This window comes from Tritonibacter multivorans (assembly GCF_001458415.1).
Lineage (GTDB): Bacteria > Pseudomonadota > Alphaproteobacteria > Rhodobacterales > Rhodobacteraceae > Epibacterium > Epibacterium multivorans.
Window position 1 is genome coordinate 30,240 of sequence record NZ_CYSD01000017.1, and the last position, 21,977, is coordinate 52,216.

The following is a 21,977-nucleotide window of genomic DNA, read 5'->3' on the forward strand; positions in this document are numbered from 1 at the left end:
AACGCAGTGCTGCACAGCTGTCCTAATACCCGCAAAACGCTGCCAAATTAGAAAAGACGAACTCACGACAACGCCCATCAGGCTCACTTCGCTGCGGGGGATGTGCATGATTCTTAACCTCTCCATTAATGTTGCGAGCAAAAGACACCTTTGTGCCAACCCGAAGCCTGTTCTTCCAACCCAGATAACAGCTACAGTGCCAAATCTTTCTGTACATCAGCACTTTACTTGCTCAACTCACACAAATTAACCGTTCGGTAAGTATAAGCAAATTATTTACAAACATTAACCTTCCGTTCCAAGCATCAACTCAATCCTAAAGGACGAATAGTGGCCAAGTATCATTTCCAGAAGTCCCGCGACATTCCTAGCCAACGCATAAATTTCTATTCAAATACCGCCTGGGCGGCTGCGGTGGTGTTTCTGCTTCTTCCCACCACGGTCTATGCGATCCCATCGCCTGAACTCGTCATCGGGTCCGTCTCTTCCTTGGGGCAAATTCTGGCCGTTGTCTTTGCTTCGGTCTCAGGGCTTGGCGCGATGTTGGCAACCCGGCTGGGATTCAAACCCGGTAAGGCGGGAACACGGTATCCCACCAAATTGATCGCGGGATTGATCTTGATAGCGGTTGCTTTGGCTTTTGCAAATCACTGGCAATGGACAAATTACAAATCAGAACAACAGGCTAGATTGCAAGCGACCCTGCTTCGCCCGGCGCAGGCCATCAAAGACGCGACTTTGGTCGAAACCGCCTTCCAATCGCAAACGTCCCATCCCCAGGCCATCACCACCACAGACGCGGCAACATTGCTGGCAGAGGGCACGGCCCAGTTCTATGACATTCGTGAAAGCGCCGAAAATGCCATGGGCACCCTGCCCGGCGCGGTGCACATCCGCTTTCCGGACTTCCGCCAATCCGTGCCCGTCGCGCCGGGAGAAAAAGTCGTTCTATTTTGCCATAATGGCAACAGATCCTCGGAAACCTGCGCAGAGCTTGCCAAAATGGGCATTGATTGCAGCTTTATCGCCGGCGGCATCGAAAAATGGATCGTAGAAGGTCGCGATTTTTCGGACACGACGGTCAAGACGCTCTCTGATCTACGGGCCATTCCGGAATATGCCGGAAAGAACACGCTTCTGGACACCAACGCCTTCCGCGCGATGATCAACGCAGGTGACATGCAAATTGTCGACACTCGCTATCCCGGCGACTTTGCCTCTGGCCATCTTCCCGGAGCGGTCAATATCCCGATCCGGGCCATGACAACACAGGCCCTGCAGGACCAAATCAAAACCCTTGCCAAAAAGCCGACGGTTGCCGCCTGTTATGACCGCCGCAGCTGCTTTATGGGGCAGGTTCTGGGTCTGGAATTGACCCAAGCAGGCATTCCCTTTGCCGGTCGCTACACACTGCCCTGGGAGTTTTTCGAGCCCCCTGCCCCCAAACCACATGTATCCGAATGGCTGGCCGATCAGGAACGCACGCTTTGGCAAGACGCCATCGACGGTCTTGGCGACGCCTTGATCTGGGTCCATAACCGCAGCCATTTTCTTGTGGGCGTCCTTGCTTTGGCTTTGATTTCGCGCCTGCTGGTGCTGCCGATTGCGCTGAAGTCGGAACGCGACCAGCTGACAATGCGCGCAGCGCAAGCGGATCTGGATGCACTCAAAAAGAAACTGTCCAACGACCCAGCCCGCAAGGCCCGCGCAGTTCAGGCCTTTTATCGCGACCACGGTCTGACGCCGATGCGCAATATGCTGGCGCTGGCGTTTCTGCCTGTGATGATGCTGGGCGTGTCTTCGGTGAACCAAGCCGCAGGATCCATTGTTGAACCCTTCCTCTGGAGCAAAGATCTGGGCGCAACTGACCCGTTCTTTGTTGCTCCGGTTGCGTTTACGCTGCTGGCAGCGGTTTACCTGCTGTGGGCGGTGGCAAAGACCCGACGCCAAGCGGTTCTGTGGACAGTCTTGGGCCTGCCTGTCCTGTTCTATATGGTGCTGCCATTGTCCCTGGCTGCCAACCTCTACCTCTGTGTCAGCCTGAGCCTTCTGCTGGTACAGCGTGCCTATGTCACCGGCGTCTTTGCCCGCATCAAACGTCCCCGTTTTGCACGCGGTCCCAAAGGCCTTGTTCCTCTGGGCCAAAGCGATGAACTGCCACAGGCCGGCAACAAGGCCCTGCGCCTGAGCCAGCTCAAAGAAGCGGGACTGCCGGTTCCCATGGGGGTGGTTCTGCGCGACGACTTTATTGCCGAATACGCGAAACTGTCTGATGCCCAAAAAACGGCAACGGCTGTCAAAGTCTGGGAAAAATCAGGTTCTAAACCAGTCGCGGTGCGGTCGTCTGCCAGCCATGAAGATGGCGCGGAACAAAGCTTCGCTGGCGTGTTTGATTCCGTGCTGGATGTAACGGCGGACACCATGCGTTCCGCGCTGGACGAGGTTATCGCCTCTTTCCATTCTGATCGTGCCGCAGCGTATCAAAGCGAAACCGAAGGTCACGGCAACGTCTTGGTTCAGCAGATGGTCGACGCCGAATATGCGGGCGTTCTGTTCACGCAAGATCCCATGGCACCGGGCATGAGCCTGATCGAATGGGTCGCAGGCAATGGCGAAACTCTGGTTTCCGGCCGCGTGACTCCTTCGTCGATCCGCTTTGGTCGGTTCACCGGCCGACCTGCCGAAGACGTTGCTACCCCCATGGTTTTGGATGAACTTCTTGCACTTGGTCAGCGGATCGAAGCGCTGTTTGGCACACCGCAGGATATCGAATGGGCCTATGCAAACGGCCAGTTCCAGATCCTCCAATCGCGGGATATTACCACCCTTCAGATCGGCAGCCCGGCGGAACAAGTGCGGACAGCCGAATGGGGCCGCGTGTTGGAGCGTTTCAAAGAGGCTGAGGCGGATGAAGTCATCCTTGAGCAAGACGAAATGAGCGAGGTTCTGCCCCGCCCGACCCCTATGTCGTTTTCGTTGATGACCCAACTCTGGGCACCTGGCGGGTCTCTGGATCAGGCCTGTCGTGAACTGGGTCTGCCGTATCAGCTGCCGGAAGGTCCAGACGCGCATCTTGTGCGCTTGTTCGGGAAAACCTATGTGGACAGGACACTTAAGGCCAAACTTGCGCTCAACCTGACCGGTGCGAAATCCCGCCGCCTTCGCAACGCACTGCGGCCAACGAAGCATAGGTTCCAAACCGAAACCATGGTCGAACTGCGCCGGAAAGTGGCCACGTGGCAGGCCTTGAACTACAGCGCACTGCCCTTGGACACATTGGTTGAAACGATCAAAACGCTTCAGCAGGAGTTTGTTCACAACGTTTACGTTGAGGCGGAAAAGATCAATTTGTTGGCAGCGTTCTCGAATGGTGAAGCCACCAAAGAGGCCGCAGGCGACCCCGCGTTGCGCAGCTATTTGATGCAGGCAGAGCTGCCAAATGCGCCTTCAACATTGATCGCGTCTTGTCGTGGAACGGCTGATGAAGCCGAAGCGAAAGCACTGGCCTTGATGGGGCATCGCGCCATCTTTGATTACGAGCTTTCGACACCGCGTTACAGTGAGGCCCCAGACCTGCTGTTTTCCATGTTGGAACCCGAGGCGCCGATCCTGGAACCCAGTGCCGCACCCGCTGATCTTCCTGATCACCTGGAAGACTGCATATCCATGGCTGTGGCGTTCCAAGACTTGAAGGAACAAGCGAAACACGAAAGCCTGCGCCTTGTTTCTGAACTGCGTCGCGCGCTGCGTGCTTGGGGCGAAATCTCTGGACTTGGTGATTTGGTTTTCTCACTGACGTTGGATGAGGTTTTAGAAGCGGACAGCACTTCTTTTGAAAAATTGCGCCGCATTGCAGAAGACCGGTTCCAATCGGATCGTATGTGCCGTGACCTGTCGCCAAAGGGCACGCAGCTGACATTGCGCGATTGCGAATTGCTTTCTATGGGCGCGAAATCCGACCGCGCGGACGGCGCGCTGGGTGGGCAATGTGTGTCCGGCTCTGGCACGCGATCGGGACGGGTTTTCCGTGTCGAAGATGACACCACAACGGGGGATCAGGCGTTCGAAGGTTTCGAGCCGGGCGATATCATTGTCTGCCAGATGGTAAACCCCGCATGGCTGCCACAGCTGCAAATGTCAGGCGCGGTTCTGTCTGAGGTCGGCGGTTGGTTGTCACACATGGCCATTGTTGCGCGCGAAAAGCAGATCATGATGCTTGTAGGTTGCAGCGGGCTTGATGCCTTGCAAACCGGTGACCTGATCGAGGTCCGCGATGACGGCGCGATCGAAGCCTCGCACAGAGACGCACCAGAAACAGCACTCAGTGCCTAAGACAAGAAAGCAAGGCGGCCCAGTGCAGGGCCGCCTTTTTTACAGACGCAGATCTGCGTCTTCGGCGTCCAGTACATATTTCAGGTCGTAGATCAGCGCCCCTTCTCGTCCGTAGGAACGGATCTCAGAACCGCCCAAGGACCGAAATTCATTGTGGGCCACAGCCAGTACAATCGCGTCGTAAACGCCTTTGTCGGGCGCTGACACAAGGCTAAGGCCGTATTCGGTTTGCGCCTCCAAAGGGTCGGCATGCGGATCGTGCACATCCACGGTCAAGCCATAGTCGGCAAGGTTTTCCACCACATCAATGACTCGCGTGTTACGCAGATCCGGGCAGTTCTCTTTGAAGGTCAGGCCAAGCAAAAGCACCCTGCCCCCCGCAACATCCATGCCCGACTTGAGCATTGCTTTGACCAGTTCGCTGGCCACGTAAGCGCCCATTCCGTCATTCAGGCGACGCCCGGCAAGCAGTATTTCAGGATGATAGCCGGCCTCTTGCGCCTTATGCGTGAGGTAATAGGGATCCACACCGATGCAGTGCCCTCCGACCAGACCGGGGCGAAACGGCAGAAAATTCCATTTGGTCCCAGCCGCTTTCAGCACCGCTTCGGTATCAATACCGAGATGATTGAAGATCTTCGCCAATTCATTGATCAACGCAATATTGATGTCGCGCTGGCTGTTCTCAATCACTTTGGCGGCTTCAGCCACGCGAATGCTTTCGGCCTGATAAGTGCCAGCGGTCACGATCTCAGCGTAAAGCGCATCGACCTTTGCCGCGACCTCTGGTGTCGACCCTGAGGTGACCTTCACAATATTTGGAAGACGGCGCGTCTTGTCGCCGGGGTTGATCCTTTCCGGGCTGTAGCCAACGAAGAAGTCTTCATTAAAGGTCAATCCGCTGGTGGCTTCCAAAACCGGCACACAGTCTTCTTCAGTGGCTCCAGGATAGACCGTGCTTTCATAGATGACGATGTCGCCGGGTTTCAGCACCTGTCCCACCGTTTTGCTGGCCGCAATCAAGGGCCGGAGATCCGGCCGCCTGCTGGCATCAATCGGCGTGGGAACCGTCACAATGAAAATCTGCGCGGACGTCAGGTCTGACACCTCGGACGCAAACGTCAGCTGTGTCGCCTCAGAGAGCTCTTTTTGATCGACCTCGAGGGTTCGATCAATGCCATCCTTGAGTTCGCCGATGCGGCCCTCATTGATGTCAAAGCCGATTACAGGTCGGACCTTCCCGAATTCCACAGCGAGCGGAAGACCAACATAGCCCAACCCAATGACGGCAATTTTCTCTTGGTTCATTGTGAAGCGCCCTTCGCGTGTTCGTTTTTCCGGTTTTGCGATTTCTGTCCCCGTGGGGACAAGGGGTTTCTACGCAGTGATCATCACATTTGTGATTGTGTCGTCGACATCCCGGCAGGCTGAAAGGATCCGCGCCTTGAGATGGGTCACAACGTAAGTCGCATGGAACCGGCTTGGCGCAATGAGGGTCAGGTGCTCTCCGACCCTGTCCTCGCGTTGAAGCGCTGCGATCCACGAACTGTACGTCGCGGCGTCTTCTTCGTGCAGCAACGCTTTGGCCAGGCTCCACTCCAACCCATCCGAAGTATCGGGTTTCGGAGCGGCCTCTCCCGCGCGCAGAGGAACCACATTGGATGTCGGTTCGTCCTCTTGGCTCAGACGGTAGACAAAATCCGGGCCGACGGCCTCCCAGCTGGGTTCTGTATCTTCAAGGATGCGCTCAATGCTCAAACCGTATTCGCTGACCCGTCCTCGAGCGCCTTGGCGTTTCAGAGTCAACCAGCCCATGCCCCGAAGCTTTGCCATCTCGCGTTTGACAGTGCGTTCATCAACATCCCAGAGCCTGGCGATTTCCCGTTGCCCAACCGCCAGATGGTCACGTTGCCAATTGTATCGTGCCGTAACCAGGGTCAGCAGTCGGAACACCAACAGCTGAGATCCCCTTCGTTGCGAAAGAGCAAACGACCCCATTGCGGTAAGCAGGTCGTACTTAATAGCGGACGCACCACGCCCTGTTGGTTTGCGTGCTAGCATTTCTGCCCTCATCGTCTGGGGCTTTGTGCCCCGCTGCGCTTTCAGCGCTATGCCTCATGCAAGGAACGTTTAGCGTCCCATTTGTTATAGCGTCTCAGCCTCAAGAACTCAGCGCTATTTGTTTTCGTGTCTAGATTTGCGTCCAGAGACCCGATTCTGTCAACCCCGTGTTTGATTGCGGTCTTTTACCCATACCTTTTTCGAAAGAAAAATAGGTATTTATTGGTATAGGGGGACATCCAGTGTGACCCCTATTAGCTGTTTTTTGTCCCCTAATAGAGTGGAAAGACAACGCAACTGTCCCTCTAAGTGTTCGACTGGTCTTCATCACGCCGAAGCAGTGAGGCAGTTGAAAACTGAAAAACCGGTCCTTTTTCGCTCGAAGCCTCTGATTTCGCGCGGGAAAGGTTGTTTGGCACGACTCACCTTCGGCCTTAAAAACAGACCTCGGCTGCAACGGTGTCCCCGTGGGGACAGGACGCTCTTTCCCGGAGGAATACCTTTTGCGTTTTTTTGGAAAAGCGCGTAAATGAGGTTTTAGGAAGAATAAGCGTCCCAATCCCCTCGGGGACGCACATATATAATAGGAGCAGTCAATGTATACACATGAAGACCTAGCCCGCCTGCAGACGCAGTCATTGAAGATGCAGAGCTGGATCCGACAGCAGACCTTCTCTCCCGAGATGGAAAAAACCCTGCGCCGCTTTTCAAGCTGGGAGGTCGCCGAGCTGATCTTTAAGGTCAATCAATCCACCTTGCGGGGGCGGCTCGCAGCTGATCCCGCGTTGCCTCAGGGTCACGTGGAAGAGGAAGGCCGCCAGCGTTGGTATTCGCTGGAAGAGATCAATGAGCTGCGTCGCCGCATCAAAGTGAACCGCAAGTCACTGATGCCGGAACGTCCGGCGGGCAAGCGTGCAATCCGCGTTGCGATCTCCAACTTCAAGGGGGGCGCAGGCAAGTCAACGACCGCCTTGCATTTCGCACATGCGGCGGCCTTGGATGGTTACCGCGTGCTGTGTGTGGATTTTGACCCGCAGGCAACGTTGTCTCATTCCATGGGGCTTGCGGATATTGCCGAGGACTACACCGTCTGGGGCATTATGGCGCGTGACTTGGTTCGCGAGACAGAGCGGATGAATGCGTCCTTCCAGGGCGCGGAAAGTGGGACCGCCCTGCCCCAACGCCGTCTTCCGGAAAGCATCGTCGGAATGGGGCTTCAGGATCTGCGGGTGACGGACTTTGTAAAGCCAACCAGCTGGCCGACAATAGACTTGATCCCGTCCTGTGCCAATGCGGCCTTTGTTGAATTCGCTTCTGCGCAGTACCGCCATCTGAATCCGGAATGGAGCTTCTTTGCGGCGGTGTCGCGGTATCTGGATCAGATCCCGGACGAAGACTATGACATTATGATTTTCGACTGTCCCCCGGCGATTGGTTATCAGTCGATGAATGCGGTCTTTGCGGCAGACATGCTGTATATCCCGTCAGGTCCGGGCTATTGGGAATACGACTCCACCACCTCTTTTATCGGTCAGTTGTCCGAAGCGCTGGAAGATCTGTCGGCTTTCAATGGTGTTGTCCCCGCGGGGACATTTGCCCTGCCAAAAGCGTTTCAGGACGTTCGCTTCCTGCTCACGCGGTACGAGGCCGGCAACGACCTGCACCGCGCAATGCGGGATGCCTTCATGAAAGTTTTCGGTGAGCGCATGACCGAAAACCCAATCGAGATGACCCGCGCGGTGGAGCAATCTGGGCGTTTTCTGTCTTCGATCTATGAGATCGACTACCGGGACATGACACGAGAGACATGGCGTCGGGCACGTGACTCCTTTGATAAGGCTTATGGCGAATTCAGAGACAACGTCCTTGAGGCGTGGCGAACATTGGACGAGGAGCCCGAGGTCAAGAGCAAAGAGGAGCTTGAAGCATGAGCAAACGTCGTATGTTTGACATCGAGTTCCCAAGCGAGGTGACCGTCCCCGCAGGGACAGAAACAGAAAGTGACACGCCAACTGGTACGAAAAAGGATCAGCGGCGCGGTCCCATGGCAACGGCAATCACCGAAAACGCCGAGGCCTTGCGTATAAGAGCAGAGGCCGAACAGCATATCCGTGCTGAAAATGATCGTCTGGCCCACGAGTTCGTGCGGCTGAAAAAGCTGGGTTTGGTTGTGGATCACATCCCGCTTGATGCGATCCAGATGACTAAGCTCACCCGCGATCGTTCGGGCAATTCGGATCCGGACCTTCAAGAGCTGAAAACCTCTATCCAGACGATCGGCCTATCAAACCCTATCCGGGTGGAAGAGGTTGATGGAGGCTATGAACTGGTTCAGGGCTTCCGTCGCTGGTCTGCCTACAAAGAATTGTTCGAAGAAACCGGCGATGAGGCCTTTGCACGGATCCCCGCGGGGTTGCTGGCCAAAGGAGAGACCCTGTCTGGCCTCTACCGGCGTATGGTTGATGAAAACCTGGTTCGTCGCGACATCTCCTTTGCCGAGATGGCGCAGCTTGCGATGTCTTTTACAGAAGATCCCCAGACAGAGTGTGAGGGGCTTGACGAAGCCGTCGCGACCCTCTTTGCGTCTGCTGGGCGCCAGAAGAGGGTCTATATCCGTAATTTTGCAGAGCTGTTGAGCCTGACCTCTGGCCAGTTGAAGTTTCCTGAGGCCCTTCCCAGAGCTTTGGGCTTGGACCTCCGTAAGATCCTATTGGAGGACGAGGCGGCTCAGGAAGAACTTTTGCAGCGGTTGTCCACTGTCCCCGCGGGGACGAGCGACGCGGAACTGAAAGCGCTTCGTGATTTCATCCAGCAATATCGCGCGCGAAAAACACTGGAGCAGAAATCGGATCAGGAGCAGGGCGCTCGGAGTGAAGCCAATCCTTCTTCCGTCATCGCCGGCGCAAAGACCTCTTTGCGGTGTGCCGTCCCCGCGGGGACAGTGCGGTGTCTGGCCCGTGACGGGAAGATTGAAATGATGATTGAACAGGATTTCTCTGCGGTGGAGAAACACAGGCTGGAGACAGCCATTCAGGCCTTTTTCGCTGCTCTGGATGACTAAGCACAGGTCACCAAAAACCTGCCAAAACCCGCATTCGAAAGAGTGCGGGTTTTCTATTTCTCTGGAATTCTAAAAGTCAGCAATCCGAATCAATGACGGACTGGTCAGTAGTGACGGGAGTCAAGCACCGTGACTGGGGTATTATGAAACCTCGGCGCGCGTTCGGGAGAGGCCGTTTCTGGGCATTGATTCTGCCAGAGTATTCGGACGGACGGAGCTGACCTCACGGCTTGGTGTTGCCTTTCAAGGTGGCGAATGCCTCACGGAAAGCCGTCATCCGTCTATTGATGCCCGGTGGCCAAATCTACTTTGAATGACCATGAACCAAAGGGTGCCAAAGCCAAGAGCGGAGGCGGGACGTCACGCTTGAGCGGCCCGAAATCAAAAGCGCTTGGCTCTGCTCGCGCGGACTGCATCGCTGGTCGACAAGGCACACGTCCCAAGGTCAAAAGCAAATCTGGGTGTCTTTCAAATAAAAAGGCCCTCTTGGATATCGTCCAAGAAGGCCTTCGAAAATGATTGGAACCCAGTTGTTTAGAACAAGGTGAAGTTGTCCGGCGCGGCTGCTTTTGGCTTGGGCGGCGCTGCCGAAACGGCACGAGCAGCTGCGGCCTGTTCCTCTTGGCCAAGCTTGCGATCATCTGCGACATGGGTTTGCTGGGCCGCTCCGGTTGTTGCGTGGAACCGTACACGACGTGCCGAGGTCCCACCGACCGAGGATGAAATCACAGGGATGCCTTCGTCCTGGAGGAACTTCTGCACAAAGGTGGCATTATTGGCGCCAATGTCGGACAGGTTCGCGGACATTTTAGCGCCACCAAAAACCTTGGCCTTAAGGTTTGCGCGTCGCGCACCCTGTTTCATAATGCCGTTGATGAGAAGTTCCATGGCATGAATGCCGTAGCGCGCGTTTGCGCCGCCCTGGCCGTTAGAAGACGCCAGAAGAAAGTGGTTCATTCCCCCGACGCCGTTTTCCGCATCGTAAATGCAAGCCGCAATACACGACCCAAGAACGGTGGAGAACATCACCTGAGGATCGGTGGTCACCTTGTAGTCACCTTGCAGAACGGTGACTGTTTTTGAGTTAGCGAAGACAGACAATTCCTAATCCTTCCAGACCGAGTGGTGTTCAGGCTTTAGCGGCCTGAAGGAGTGTGCTGGCCATGCGGGCCAGAGGCACTTGTTTTTGAGCAGCTCCGATTTCCCAGGCAACCCTGGGCATGCCGTATACAACGGAGCTTTGCTGATCCTGGGCAAACGTGGTGGCGCCGCCTTTGCGCAGCTCCAGCATACCCTTTGCGCCATCTTGCCCCATGCCGGTTAAAATTGCGGCAACAACATCAGGTGCTGCGCCTGCGGCCGAGGAGAAAAGAGCGTCAACCGAAGGTTGGTGACCCGAGATTGGCCCGCCTTCTTGCATGCGGGTGCGATAGGGCTTGCGCCCATTCAAGGCCAGATGGCGGGTTTGGCCCGCCGCAACATAGACATGGCCTGTTTCCAGTGTCTGATTTTCATTGGCAGGCAGGACTTTAGCAGCGCAGATCCGGTCCAGCAGAGAAACCAGCCCGGTGCCGAAATTCTTGCCGGTGTGCTGGACAATCAAGGTCGGCGGACAGTCAGCCGGGAAGGATGAAAGCAGCGTGCGAAGCGCTTCGACGCCGCCTGTGGAGGAGCCAATGAGAATCATCTTTTTGAAGCTGGAGCGGGACACGGGGGCAGGGCGTCCCGCTGCCGGCTGCGGCGCGGCGGTCTTGGCCGTTGCACGGGGGGCCGCACGGGCCGCATCGCGCCGGGGCGCGTTGACCATCATGTCAAAATACTGAACGAACTGGCGCGGGCTGTCAGATTTGGTGAGTTCGAAGATGCCTGCGCCCACGTTCAGCAGTGGATTCGAGCGGCGACCCGGCGTCGAAGCCATATCGTCCATCACCGAGACCCACCGCACATCCAAAGCCGTAAAGAGGGCCAGCATCATCTCGAATTCAGGCAGTTTGGTAAAGCCATCTTCGACGAAGGCAAATGTCGGTTGAGCCGCCTCGGCCTGATTGTAGGCCATCATCAAGTTGTTCGCCAAAAGCACCTGCATGCCAGGGTAGGATGACTGCATCTGGGATTGCAAAGACCGCGCAAAATTCCGGTCCGTCGTGATGATCAAAAGGCTCAAGTTGGACAAAGTTCTACTCGCTTGTTCTGCCCGCAAATCGGGACGTGTGGACAGCCGCGGAAAGCTGTTGGTACATTTGTAGCTGCAGGTTCTTTAAAAAACCTTGCCGGGCCGCGTTGGAATTCCGATCCATCTGGCTTCGCGGGCGCCATTTGGGGCGATGCGAAACGCGGCTGTAGATTGGGCGTTTCAGTGGATTTTGCCCAAGCTGCACCAGCGGCGGAATAAGCGAATCGCTGCTTGGGTAAGCAGGTCTCGCGATGATCTGATTCTCCTCCATCCTGAATTGAATAAAACCGGCGTCTGAACCAAATCCTAATATGATCTTGGGATGCATGTTTTTCAGTGCTGACGACGAGCGTTCCCCGGGCAATTCTAATCTTGCCAATGGTGGATGAAATATGTTCATTCGATACAGATGGTCCCAAACGCCTAAGGCCGCTGGGAGAAATAGGGAACACGGTGCGGTGTAGCCAAAAGGCGCCAACCCCGTGACTGCCCCCGCAACTGTGAGCGGAGAGCGCCCCCGAAAGATCCACTGGGCTGTGCCTGGGAAGGACGGGGAGGGCTGTGACCCGCAAGTCAGGAGACCTGCCATCGCTATACGAACTGACTCGGGCGGGGTGTCTGGGCAGATGGATAACCCGGGCTGACGTGACTGTCGCCAGGGATGTCTTTTCTGCTGACATCGCTGCCTAAAAGGGAGGTGGCGATGCGCCAGAGCGAAACACAACAGGACCCATCCGTCCGCTGCATTACAGAACTGAGCACTGCTGCCGTGCTCGCAAGCGTCGCAGCCGTCTGCGGCATGGTTTGGTTCGCCATTTATGCGGTGCTGTAGTGGGGACCGTTCTGCAACTTCGCAATGTGGCCTTGGGGTTCTCCGGGCTTTCGCTGTTCCGACAGTTGTCCTTGGATATTGACGCAGGCACAACGCTTGCGGTTCTTGGCGCGAATGGGTCGGGCAAAAGCACTTTTGTCAAAATGATGCTCGGGTTGCAGCCACTTTTGGCGGGACGTATGACCTGGCCCAAGGGGCGCCCGCGCGAAATTGGCTATTTGGCGCAGATGACCGAGTTTGACCGGCGGTTTCCCATTCGTGTGCGCGATCTGGCGGCAATGGGGGCGTGGCGCGGTTTGGGCCTGTTGCGGGGGCTCGATAGGGCAGGGCGGTTGCGTGTGGACGCTGCCCTGGAGGAAGCCGGCGTTCTCGATATTGCAGACAGGCCCTTGCACACGCTGTCCGGCGGACAATTGCAACGCACGCTATTTGCACGGGTCATCCTGCAAGACGCCCCTCTGATCCTCTTGGATGAACCTTTTGCGGCGGTGGATCAAACCACGGAAGCGCATCTGCTTGGGATTATCGCGCGGTGGCGCTCTGAAGGGCGGTCTGTGGTGCTGGTGATCCATGATCTTTCTTCAGTTCTGGATCACTGCAGCCATGCGCTGCTGTTGGGCAATGGGGTCGCTGCACATGGAGCGGTTGACGAGGTGCTGACACCCGAACGGTTGGTGGCACAATCTTATATGTCCCAAAGTCAGGCGGCCTGGATGTTCCGGCGGCCAGAGACCGCCCCGACACAGGCACTGGAGATGGGCGATGTTTGAGCTGTTGTCAGACATGTGGGGGTTTGCCTTCATGCGGCGTGCGTTTGTGGTGACGTCGGTGCTTTCGGCCTCAGTTGCACCGGTTGGTGCTTTTTTGGTGCTGCGCCGCCTGTCGCTGGCCGGTGAAGCCATGGCGCATGCCATTACACCGGGCATCGTGATCGGCTTTGTCACCGCTGGATTGTCGGTGATGTCCCTGCTGATCGGCGGCCTGATCGCCGGGGTCGGGGTGGCGGCCATTACTGCCCTTCTGGCCCGGCGCACTATCCTAAGAAGTGATGCAAGCCTTGCGTCCCTGTATCTGATCGCGCTGGCGGCCGGTATTTTCATCCTGTCAGCGGCGGGGTCAGCGGTGCCGCTCAAGAGTTTCCTCTTTGGATCGATCCTCGGCATTGATGATGCCTCTCTCCTGCTTGTTGGGGGCGTTGCATCTGTGACCCTTGTGGCCTTTGCATTTTTACTGCGCCCGTTGATCGTCAGTACTTGTGACCCAGTGTTTTTTGAGTCGCAGGTGCGACGGCCTTGGCTGGTCGAGCAGGGGTTTATGCTCTTGCTGGTGTTGAACCTGCTGGCGGCGTTCAAAACTTTGGGCACGCTTATGGCTGTTGGCTTGATGATCCTGCCGGCAACTGCAGCGCGGTATTGGGCCAATACAATCACAATGCAGCTGGCGCTGACGTTTGCTTTTGCCCTGCTGAGCTGCTGGATTGGCCTGACCCTGTCCTATGTCTTTCCCGAAACGCCCTCCGGGCCTGCGATTGTGCTGGTTGCGGGTGGGTTTTTCGTGGTGTCGGCCTTGATCGGGCCGCTTGGTTTCGGGGGGCGACTGCGCAAATCGCCCAAGCCCGAACAGAAAAAAACTGCGCAAACTCCTATAGAAGAAAGTTACCAATGACCTTTTTGAAACCTGTTTTTACCGGGCTGGCCTCGGCGTCCTTTGCTGTGGCGGCCCTTCCGGGCGCGGCCTTTGCCCATGATTTGAAGATCGTGGCCAGCTTCTCGATCCTTGGCGATATGGTCGAAGAAGTGGTCGGCGATATGGCCGAAGTGACCACGATCGTGGGCCCGGATGCAGATGCGCATGTCTACCAGCCGTCTGTCGCAGACGCGCGCGCGGTGGCTGAGGCTGACATTATCTTTGTCAACGGGCTTGGCTTTGAAACCTGGTCGGACACGCTGATTGCAGAATCCGGCACCAAAGCTCCGGTCCATATTGCGACCGAAGGCATCACCCCGGTTGAAGTCGAAGGCGAAGTGGATCCGCACGCTTGGAACTCGCTTTTGAACGGTGTCACTTACGTTCAGAACATCGCGGTTGTTCTGTCCGAAGCCATGCCGGATCACGCAGATGAGATTACGGCCAACGCGGATGCCTATATTGCAGAGCTGAAAGCGCTGGACGCTGAAACCCGGACCAAGCTGGCCGGTCTTCCTGCCGACAAACGCACTGTTGTTACCGCCCATGATGCCTTTGGCTACCTGGCGGATTCTTACAACATGACCTTCCTTGCGCCGATCGGGATCGACACTGAGGCAGAACCCTCTGCCAAGGACATGGCAACCCTGATCGACCAGCTGAAAGCGCAGGGCGCGGGCGCGCTGTTTGTTGAAAACATCACCAGCCCGGCGCTGGTTCAGCAGATCTCGGACGAGACCGGTATTAAAATCGGTGGGCGTCTGTTCTCGGATGCGCTGTCCGAACGGGGCGGTCCGGCGACCAGCTACCTCGCAATGTTCAAGCACAACCTTGGTTCGTTGCTGTCGGCACTTGGCGCAAAAGCCGACAGCTAATCGCTGACCTTAGGAAAGGCGGGTTTTGTCCCGCCTTTTCTTTTGCCGGGACAACACCCCGATTGCGCAGCGCCATTCGTTTAGCGGATGAAGAGAGCCTACTCCCCTGAAAATGACTGAAATTTGTGCAGGTTTCCTGCGTTGAAATATGTAGCACTGGATGCCGCCCAGAGGCTGAATTCTGTCGGTTCTGGTCTGCTAGGTGGCGGATCCGAGCCCAAACGGCCTGTGTGATAAGTTTGTCTGATCGCGGGTTCAGGAATGGCGATCTGAAATGTGACAATTCGCCACTTCGATGCGTTGACACCCTGCTAAAATCGCCGCAATCAGGCGCTGAATGGCCGTTCTGTCGCACGTGAGTCTTTTGCGTCATAAGAATTGCTTCTTGAAGAAAATATGAACTCCCTCCTGCGTGGCCTCTGGTCCGGACCGCTTTGCCGTGTCTGGTGCTGGGATCTGTGCGCTTTGAAAATGGTGCCCGACCGTGACGAAAGACAATTTCATTGGTAAATCCTCTGCTGCAGCCGGTGGCTGGGGCGCATTGAAAAGCGTTGGCCGCCAGCTGATGGGCAGCGGCGCCCCCGTAACGGGCGCGCGGACCATGCTGAAGGCCAACCAGCCCGACGGTTTTGACTGCCCCGGTTGCGCCTGGGGCGACCCGGAGCATGGCTCTTCGTTTGAGTTCTGCGAAAACGGCGTGAAGGCCGTTGCCTGGGAAGCGACCAAATCGCGCGTGACCAATGACTTCTTTGCCAAACACACGGTGAGCGAGCTGCGCACCTGGTCTGACTACGATCTGGAACACGAAGGTCGTCTGACCCATCCGATGCGCTATGACGCGGAAACCGACCACTATGTCCCGGTCAGCTGGGACGACGCCTTCACAGGCATCGCGGCGCAGCTGAACGCGCTGGATGATCCGAACCGGGCAGAGTTCTATACCTCTGGCCGTGCGTCCAACGAGGCGGCGTTTCTGTACCAGACTTTTGTGCGCCTCTATGGCACCAACAACTTCCCAGACTGTTCCAACATGTGCCACGAGGCCAGCGGCGTTGCGCTGACCGAATCCATCGGCATCGGCAAAGGCACAGTTCAGCTCGAGGATTTCGAGAAAGCGGATGCGATTTTTGTTGTTGGGCAAAATCCCGGCACCAACCACCCGCGCATGCTCGCCGACCTGCGCAAAGCCACCGAGCGCGGCGCCCGCGTTGTGGTTTTGAACACGCTGAAGGAAAAAGGCCTGCACCGTTTCTCGGACCCACAAAACAAGATGGAAATGATGCGCGGTGGCTCCGAGAAGACATCGACCGACTACTATCGTCCGCGTCTGGGTGGTGACATGGCGATCTTCCGCGGCATGGCCAAGGTTGTCTTTGCAGCCGAAGACGCGGCGCAAGCGGCCGGCAAGCCGGCGGTTCTGGATCACGACTTCTTGGCGGAACACTGCCATGGCTTTGAAACCTACCGCGATCTTGTGAACGCGACCTCTTGGGCGCAGATCGAAGAACAGTCTGGTCTGTCCCAAGCTGAAATCGAAGAAGCCGCCGAGATCTATCTGGCATCGGACAGCGTGATTACCACCTGGGCGATGGGCGTGACGCAGCACCGGCACTCCGTCCATACCATCCGTGAAATCGCGAGCTTCATGTTCCTGCGCGGTAACATTGGCCGCCCGGGCGCGGGCCTATGCCCTGTGCGCGGTCACTCTAACGTGCAGGGCGATCGTACCGTTGGCATCAACGAGAAAGCGCCGAAGCCTCTGATCGACGCGATGGAGAAAGAACTGGGCGTGCCCATGCCGCGCACGCCGGGTCACAATGTTCTGCACGCGATTGGCGCTATGTTGAGCGGTGAGGCACGTGCGTTTATCGGCCTTGGCGGCAACTTTGCCCGCGCAACGCCTGACAGCCCGCTGATTGCCCAAGCGCTTGGCAATCTGGACCTGACGGTCAATGTCGCAACCAAGCTCAACCACGGCCACCTGCTGCCGGGCAAGCATTCCTACATTCTGCCCTGCTTGGGTCGGACCGAAATCGACCGGAACTCCAAAGGTGAACGTCAGATCGTGACCGTTGAGGACTCCATGTCCATGGTGCACGGCTCTGGCGGTATCAACCTTCCGGCCTCCAAAGAGCTGCGCAGCGAAGTGCAGATTGTTGCGGGCATCGCCAAAGCAACCGTTGGCAGCACTGTGGTGAACTGGGACGAGCTGTCTGACGACAACGACAAGATCCGTGACATGATCGCGCGGGTTCTGCCGGCCTTCGGCAACTTCAATGAGCAGGTGCGCAAACCCCGTGGGTTCCACCTGCGCAATTCTGCCGCCTGCCGGGAATGGAACACGCCGACACAGCGCGCGAACTTCACCACCTCGGACCTGCCTGAACTGACCGAATGGCAGCAGGCACAACAGGTCGAGGCCGGCGCAGAACCCGTGTTCGTGATGCAGACCTTCCGCAGCCACGATCAGTACAACACCACCGTCTATGGCATGGATGACCGCTATCGCGGGGTTTATGGCGAACGTCAGGTCGTGTTCATGCACCCCGAGGACATGAAACAGATTGGCGCCGAAGCGGGCGCGCGTGTGGATGTGCGGGGCTGCCATGATGACGGCACCGACCGTGTGGCCGAAGATTTCCGCCTGGTGCCCTATGACATTCCACGTGGCTGTGTGGCTGGCTATTATCCCGAACTCAACATTCTGGTGCCGCACCAGCAGTTCGGCGAGAAAAGCTTCACGCCGGCGTCCAAGTCGGTGAAAGTCACCTTCCGCCTGCGGGACGCAGTATGAGCCTCGCCGCGCAAAACCAAGAGGACCGGCTTCTGAGCCTGGCCTCTGATCTTGTGGATCGCACGCCGGAACCCCCGTCCTTTCTGGGCGCGGGGATCATGGCTGCGGCCGCTTTGGATCTGGCCCATGACAGCCGCAGTTTTGCGCGGAAGCTTGAAATCGCCCATGCATTGGTCCTGCGCGAATGTGTGACCTTGGCGGAAGATCTAGGTCTCATTGAAATTGATGACCGCCAAGACCGTAGTCAGAGACTGTTCTTCAGACTGTCTGATCTGGGGAGGTCACGCGTGTCGGCCTGTGTGACCGGATGACTGCGGCAATGCGACCTCAAGGCAAACCCGGCCACACGCCGTCGCAGATTGTCCCGCGCAAGGTGATCGCAGGCCGCGACCCACGCCTGAAAGGGCAGGGGCCTTTGCGCGAGCTGGCCGAAGAAGTTCCTGTTGCGATGGTGTTCAATGGGTCGAGCCTTGCGGTGATGATGGCGACACCTGACGACATTCAAGATTTTGCCACAGGGTTCGCGTTCAGCGAAGGTGTGGTGCAGTCCTTGGATGAGCTCGAGGATTACGAGCAGGTGGCGCATGAAAATGGCATAGAAGCGCGCTTTTGGTTGCCAGAAGATCGCGCAACCCAATTGGCCGATCGTCGCCGCGCTTTGGCGGGGCCGATTGGCTGCGGCCTTTGCGGCATCGACAGCCTGTCGCAGGCCTTGCGCAAAATCCCGGCATTGCCGTCCAATGATCTGACCCTGTCTGCAAACGATGTGAATGACGCGGCCCGTGGATTGCGCGCGTCTCAGCCGTTGCACGATCGTTGCCGCGCTCTGCACGCCGCTGGTTTCTTTTTGCCGGGTACAGGCCTTGTTCTGGCCCGTGAAGACGTCGGCCGCCACAATGCGCTTGATAAACTCATCGGTGCTATGCGCCGTCAGGGGATGGATCCTGCGACGGGTGCCATTGTCATGACATCGCGCATTTCCGTTGATCTGGTGCAGAAGACCGCGCTGACTGGGTGCCCGGTTCTGATCTCGGCCTCCGCGCCGACGGCGCATGGCGTGCGTCTTGCTGAAGAGGCAGGTTTGGCAGTTGCGGCCTTTGCGAAAGGTGACGGGTTCGAGATTTACAGCCGCCCGGAGCGTTTCGCCTAAGGGCGGCTGCACAGTTGCGTTTACCGTCCGGACTTATAAGAAGCCGTCGAAATCGACCTCGAAGTAGTCAAAACGTGCCGGTTCACCGCCGTCTCGGGTGATTTCAAAGGTAACGGTGTCGCCCATTGCCAATGCGATGTTGTCGACAGAGCCCACACGGAAGCTGTCCGACGACGCCCCGCTGCCGCCCGCATCGGCGTCCAGAATGAGCGAGCCCGCGCTGACGCCGTTGACCAATACCTCGAACTCGGATTGGCCATCATTTTCATCGAAGACCCCGAAATGGAACTCGTAGATCCCATCGATTTCGTTGAAATCATAGGTCGCGACCTGCGTGGCATCGGATGTTGCGCGCACAATCTGACCGCCTGAAGCCAGCGAGTTGGCCTCCACTGCCAGATCTGCGGTCACCAAAGTGAGCGATTCCGCCTGGACGCGGAACAGCTCTGGCGGATCATCATTGGGGCCCGTGACATTGAACAGGAACATGTCTGTGGCCGTGTTCATGTCATCATCGGTTGCGGTGACGGTGATTTCAAAATCGCTGACCAAAGGTGCGCTATTTGAAACATCAAACTCACCATTGTTAAAGCTCACCCCTGTCGGCAGTGCATCCGCGGTAAAGGTTAGGGTGTCGCCATCCACATCGCCAAAATTATCGGCGACATCATAGGAATCCCCCTGTTCAATCCAAGCATCCCGGATTTCATTGGCAAGGGTCGGGGAGGTGGGCGCATCTGACACAAACACCGAATTGCTTGAGCCGCCGCCCGGATTGCTGCCATCGCGGTAGATTTCGAAATAGTCGATATGCAAACCCACACTGCGTCCAGCGACAATCACGTCGTAAAAGCCGGATTCAGAAAAGATGATCTGCTCGTCCGTGTTTGTTTCTGCAATGCCACTCATATTGTTGCCGAAACTGCCGGATTGATTGGCGTTGACCAACCGCGCAAAGCCATTGGTAAAATCCCCGTCTTCGCCCGCGCCGTTCGGACGCAAATCACCCAGCGTGATTGTTGGATCCGCAACAGAAACAACGTTGAAACGCAGGTCGTTTTGTTGGTCATTTCGAATGCCCTCAGGCCCCTCAAACAGCAGCTCGTCGCGTGTCACACGGAAACGCCAGTTGAACGCCTCACCTACCTGATCTTCGGGCACAAAGATCCGGTAGGTCAGCTGATTGTCACCATTTCGCGCGGTGGGATTGTTGACTATGTCAGTGTTGCTGGTCAGACCAAAGTCGCGCACATCAGCCGTGGCCTCTGGATCATCATTGGTGAAGACGAAATAGCCATCGCCCTGTTCGTTGGTATTGTTATCATTCCAGTCGCCACTTTCGACGTAGACAAAGGCATCGTTTGCACCACTGCGGATTGCGGCAACCCCTTGGCCCCCCAGATCTTCGATCTGGATTTTATAGCGGAAACTCGACCCAGAGCTTTGCCCCAGATAATGGCCGGTGCTGGTGGAGGGCGGCTGCCCGTCATCGGGAAGGTTCGCTTCAAAAGTGGCGAGTGTTGTATTCCCCGGCACCGAATTGCCGCTGGTATCCTTGACCTTCCCTGCAACCAGTTCAACCGTATAGGTGCCGTTGTCTGCCGAATCCCAACTGCCGCCGGGTGCGTTCAGCGTATAGGTCGCGCTGCGCGGGCTGCCGTCAGTATTGGTGTCGACTGATATACCACTCAGAACCAGCGGGCCGCCGGGGCCTGTGACGACAATGTCATTGAAGTCGATTGTTTCAACATCCAGGGCCACATCATCTGAGTAGGTGATTGTGATCTGTGTTGTCGGGTCGCCATCTTCCGCAGCACCCAGATCCGGAGCTACAACCGAATCCACCTGCGGTGCAATGGTGTCCGTGGGTTCGCTGAAGTCAGCGGTAAATGCGGCCAGCGCGGGATCGGCGACAACTGCATTGCCGTTTGTGTCCAAAACCGCATCAGCGGCGAGCGCGACAGTATAGGCTCCGGCATCTGGTTCGTCCCAGGTGCCGCCGGGCGCATCGACCGTATAGGTGGCGGTGCGCGGGCTGCCATCTGTGTTTGTGTCAACGGAAACCGCGCTGACGGTCAGCGGTCCGCCGGGGCCAGTGACGGTAAGGTCGGTGATATCAATGCTGGTCACATCAATGGCGGCATTGTCCGAGAAGGTGACCGTGACCGCAGTGGAGGTATTGCCGAGGTCCACCAATGCGATGTCTGGCGCGCTGGCGGCGCTGACAATAGGCAGCAAGGTGTCGATACCGCCTGCACTCACAAAGGCAAAATCCAGATAATCGGTGCGCAGAGGCTCACCACCGTCTTTGGTGCCAACCAGTTCAACCAGATCTCCGGCCGCCAGTGGCACGCCCGAGATGGTGTAAGTGGCAAAAGCCGTTCCATTGGCCACCGCATCCCCGGCATCCTGATCCCAGATGAACGTTCCGGCGAGCGAGCCATTGACCAAAAGGCTCATCGTGGACTGGCCGTCGTTTTCGTCGAAGTGACCGATGGTGATGTCATACGAACCGCTCTGATCGGCGAACAGGTATGAGGCGCGTTGTGCCTCGCTTCCTCCAGCCTGAAGGTATTGCCCAGCAGAGGCACTATTGTTGTCGCGGATGACAAAGCCGGCAACGATGGTCATCGCTTCCGCTTCAACCCGAAATGGTGGCGGCGGCGGAACGGGCAGGTCAGCTTCAAAGCTGGCAAGCGCGGCGTCCTCGGGGGCGGCATTGCCGCTGGTGTCGAGCACCTCATCTGCGGCCAGCGCCACGGAATAGGTGCCATCATCCGCGCCATCCCAGGTGCCGCCCGGGGCGTTCACCGTATAGGTCACGGCGCGTGGCGAGCCATCAGCTCCCACATCCACCGTGGCGCTGGCGACGGTCAGCACCGCGCCGCCGGGGCCGGTGACGGTGATGTCGCCGATGTCGATGGAGCTGACATCCAAGGCGGTGTCATCGGAGAAGGTGAGGGTGATGTCGGTTGTGGCGGTGGGCAGGGTTGAGGGGGGGGGAGGGGGGGGG

General features: G+C 57.3%; 15 protein-coding genes and 1 riboswitch. Of the genes, 9 read left to right on the forward strand and 6 right to left on the reverse strand.

Annotation, left to right across the window (positions count from 1 at the left end; genetic code table 11):
* Positions 1-330: 330 nt before the first annotated feature.
* Positions 331-4,332: a PEP/pyruvate-binding domain-containing protein gene (locus tag TRM7557_RS05945; protein WP_328586542.1), complete on the forward strand. Its 4,002-nt coding sequence runs from the start codon at positions 331-333 to the stop codon at positions 4,330-4,332.
* A 39-nt stretch (positions 4,333-4,371) separates the two neighbouring features.
* Here the strand turns inward: TRM7557_RS05945 and tviB are convergent, their stop codons facing one another.
* Together tviB and TRM7557_RS05955 are read right to left on the reverse strand one after the other, a co-directional pair.
* The gene (tviB, locus tag TRM7557_RS05950; RefSeq protein ID WP_058289306.1) at positions 4,372-5,640 is read right to left on the reverse strand and encodes a Vi polysaccharide biosynthesis UDP-N-acetylglucosamine C-6 dehydrogenase TviB; all 1,269 of its coding nucleotides are present in this window, start codon (positions 5,638-5,640) and stop codon (positions 4,372-4,374) included.
* A 69-nt stretch (positions 5,641-5,709) separates the two neighbouring features.
* On the reverse strand, positions 5,710-6,393 hold the full coding sequence (locus tag TRM7557_RS05955) for a DnaA N-terminal domain-containing protein (RefSeq protein WP_058289319.1): 684 nt from the start codon (positions 6,391-6,393) through the stop codon (positions 5,710-5,712).
* Between the two features lie 596 nt (positions 6,394-6,989).
* Between TRM7557_RS05955 and TRM7557_RS05960 the strand changes: the two genes are divergently transcribed.
* Positions 6,990-8,324, forward strand: a complete 1,335-nt coding sequence (locus TRM7557_RS05960; protein WP_058289307.1) for an AAA family ATPase — start codon at positions 6,990-6,992, stop codon at positions 8,322-8,324.
* Complete coding sequence (locus TRM7557_RS05965) at positions 8,321-9,454, forward strand: ParB/RepB/Spo0J family partition protein (RefSeq protein ID WP_058289308.1); 1,134 nt, start codon at positions 8,321-8,323, stop codon at positions 9,452-9,454. Before TRM7557_RS05960 ends, TRM7557_RS05965 begins: the two co-directional genes overlap by 4 nt.
* Before the next feature lie 534 nt (positions 9,455-9,988).
* Here the strand turns inward: TRM7557_RS05965 and TRM7557_RS05970 are convergent.
* The 3 genes from TRM7557_RS05970 to TRM7557_RS19985 form a co-directional block, all read right to left on the reverse strand.
* Entirely contained in the window at positions 9,989-10,555 is a 567-nt protein-coding gene (locus TRM7557_RS05970; RefSeq protein WP_058289309.1) for a chemotaxis protein CheD, read from the reverse strand.
* 28 nt (positions 10,556-10,583) lie between these two features.
* Positions 10,584-11,561 (reverse strand): CheB methylesterase domain-containing protein, encoded by a 978-nt coding sequence (locus TRM7557_RS05975; RefSeq protein ID WP_058289320.1) that lies wholly within the window; start codon positions 11,559-11,561, stop codon positions 10,584-10,586.
* 70 nt (positions 11,562-11,631) lie between these two features.
* Entirely contained in the window at positions 11,632-11,955 is a 324-nt protein-coding gene (locus tag TRM7557_RS19985; protein ID WP_058289310.1) for a hypothetical protein, read from the reverse strand.
* Positions 11,956-12,020: 65 nt separating this feature from the next.
* Positions 12,021-12,231: riboswitch (cobalamin riboswitch) on the forward strand.
* Between the two features lie 227 nt (positions 12,232-12,458).
* Between TRM7557_RS19985 and TRM7557_RS05985 the strand changes: the two genes are divergently transcribed.
* The 6 genes from TRM7557_RS05985 (at position 12,459) to fdhD (ending at position 18,964) form a co-directional block, all read left to right on the forward strand.
* Complete coding sequence (locus TRM7557_RS05985) at positions 12,459-13,229, forward strand: metal ABC transporter ATP-binding protein (RefSeq protein WP_058289311.1); 771 nt, start codon at positions 12,459-12,461, stop codon at positions 13,227-13,229.
* Positions 13,222-14,124 carry a metal ABC transporter permease gene (locus TRM7557_RS05990; protein ID WP_074942152.1) on the forward strand — a complete coding sequence of 301 codons (903 nt, stop codon included), beginning with the start codon at positions 13,222-13,224 and terminating at the stop codon, positions 14,122-14,124. Before TRM7557_RS05985 ends, TRM7557_RS05990 begins: the two co-directional genes overlap by 8 nt.
* On the forward strand, positions 14,121-15,020 hold the full coding sequence (locus TRM7557_RS05995) for a metal ABC transporter solute-binding protein, Zn/Mn family (protein WP_058289312.1): 900 nt from the start codon (positions 14,121-14,123) through the stop codon (positions 15,018-15,020). Before TRM7557_RS05990 ends, TRM7557_RS05995 begins: the two co-directional genes overlap by 4 nt.
* 484 nt (positions 15,021-15,504) lie before the next feature.
* Positions 15,505-17,814, forward strand: coding sequence for an FdhF/YdeP family oxidoreductase (locus TRM7557_RS06000; protein ID WP_058289313.1), 2,310 nt, complete (start codon positions 15,505-15,507; stop codon positions 17,812-17,814).
* Positions 17,811-18,125 (forward strand): hypothetical protein, encoded by a 315-nt coding sequence (locus TRM7557_RS06005; protein ID WP_058289314.1) that lies wholly within the window; start codon positions 17,811-17,813, stop codon positions 18,123-18,125. The genes TRM7557_RS06000 and TRM7557_RS06005 overlap by 4 nt, the downstream gene beginning before the upstream one ends.
* A gap of 8 nt (positions 18,126-18,133) precedes the next feature.
* On the forward strand, positions 18,134-18,964 hold the full coding sequence (gene fdhD / locus TRM7557_RS06010; protein WP_082626525.1) for a formate dehydrogenase accessory sulfurtransferase FdhD: 831 nt from the start codon (positions 18,134-18,136) through the stop codon (positions 18,962-18,964).
* A gap of 33 nt (positions 18,965-18,997) precedes the next feature.
* Here fdhD and TRM7557_RS19990 read toward each other — a convergent pair.
* Positions 18,998-21,977: hypothetical protein (locus TRM7557_RS19990; RefSeq protein WP_207382627.1), on the reverse strand; the 2,980-nt coding region annotated here is incomplete at its 5' end.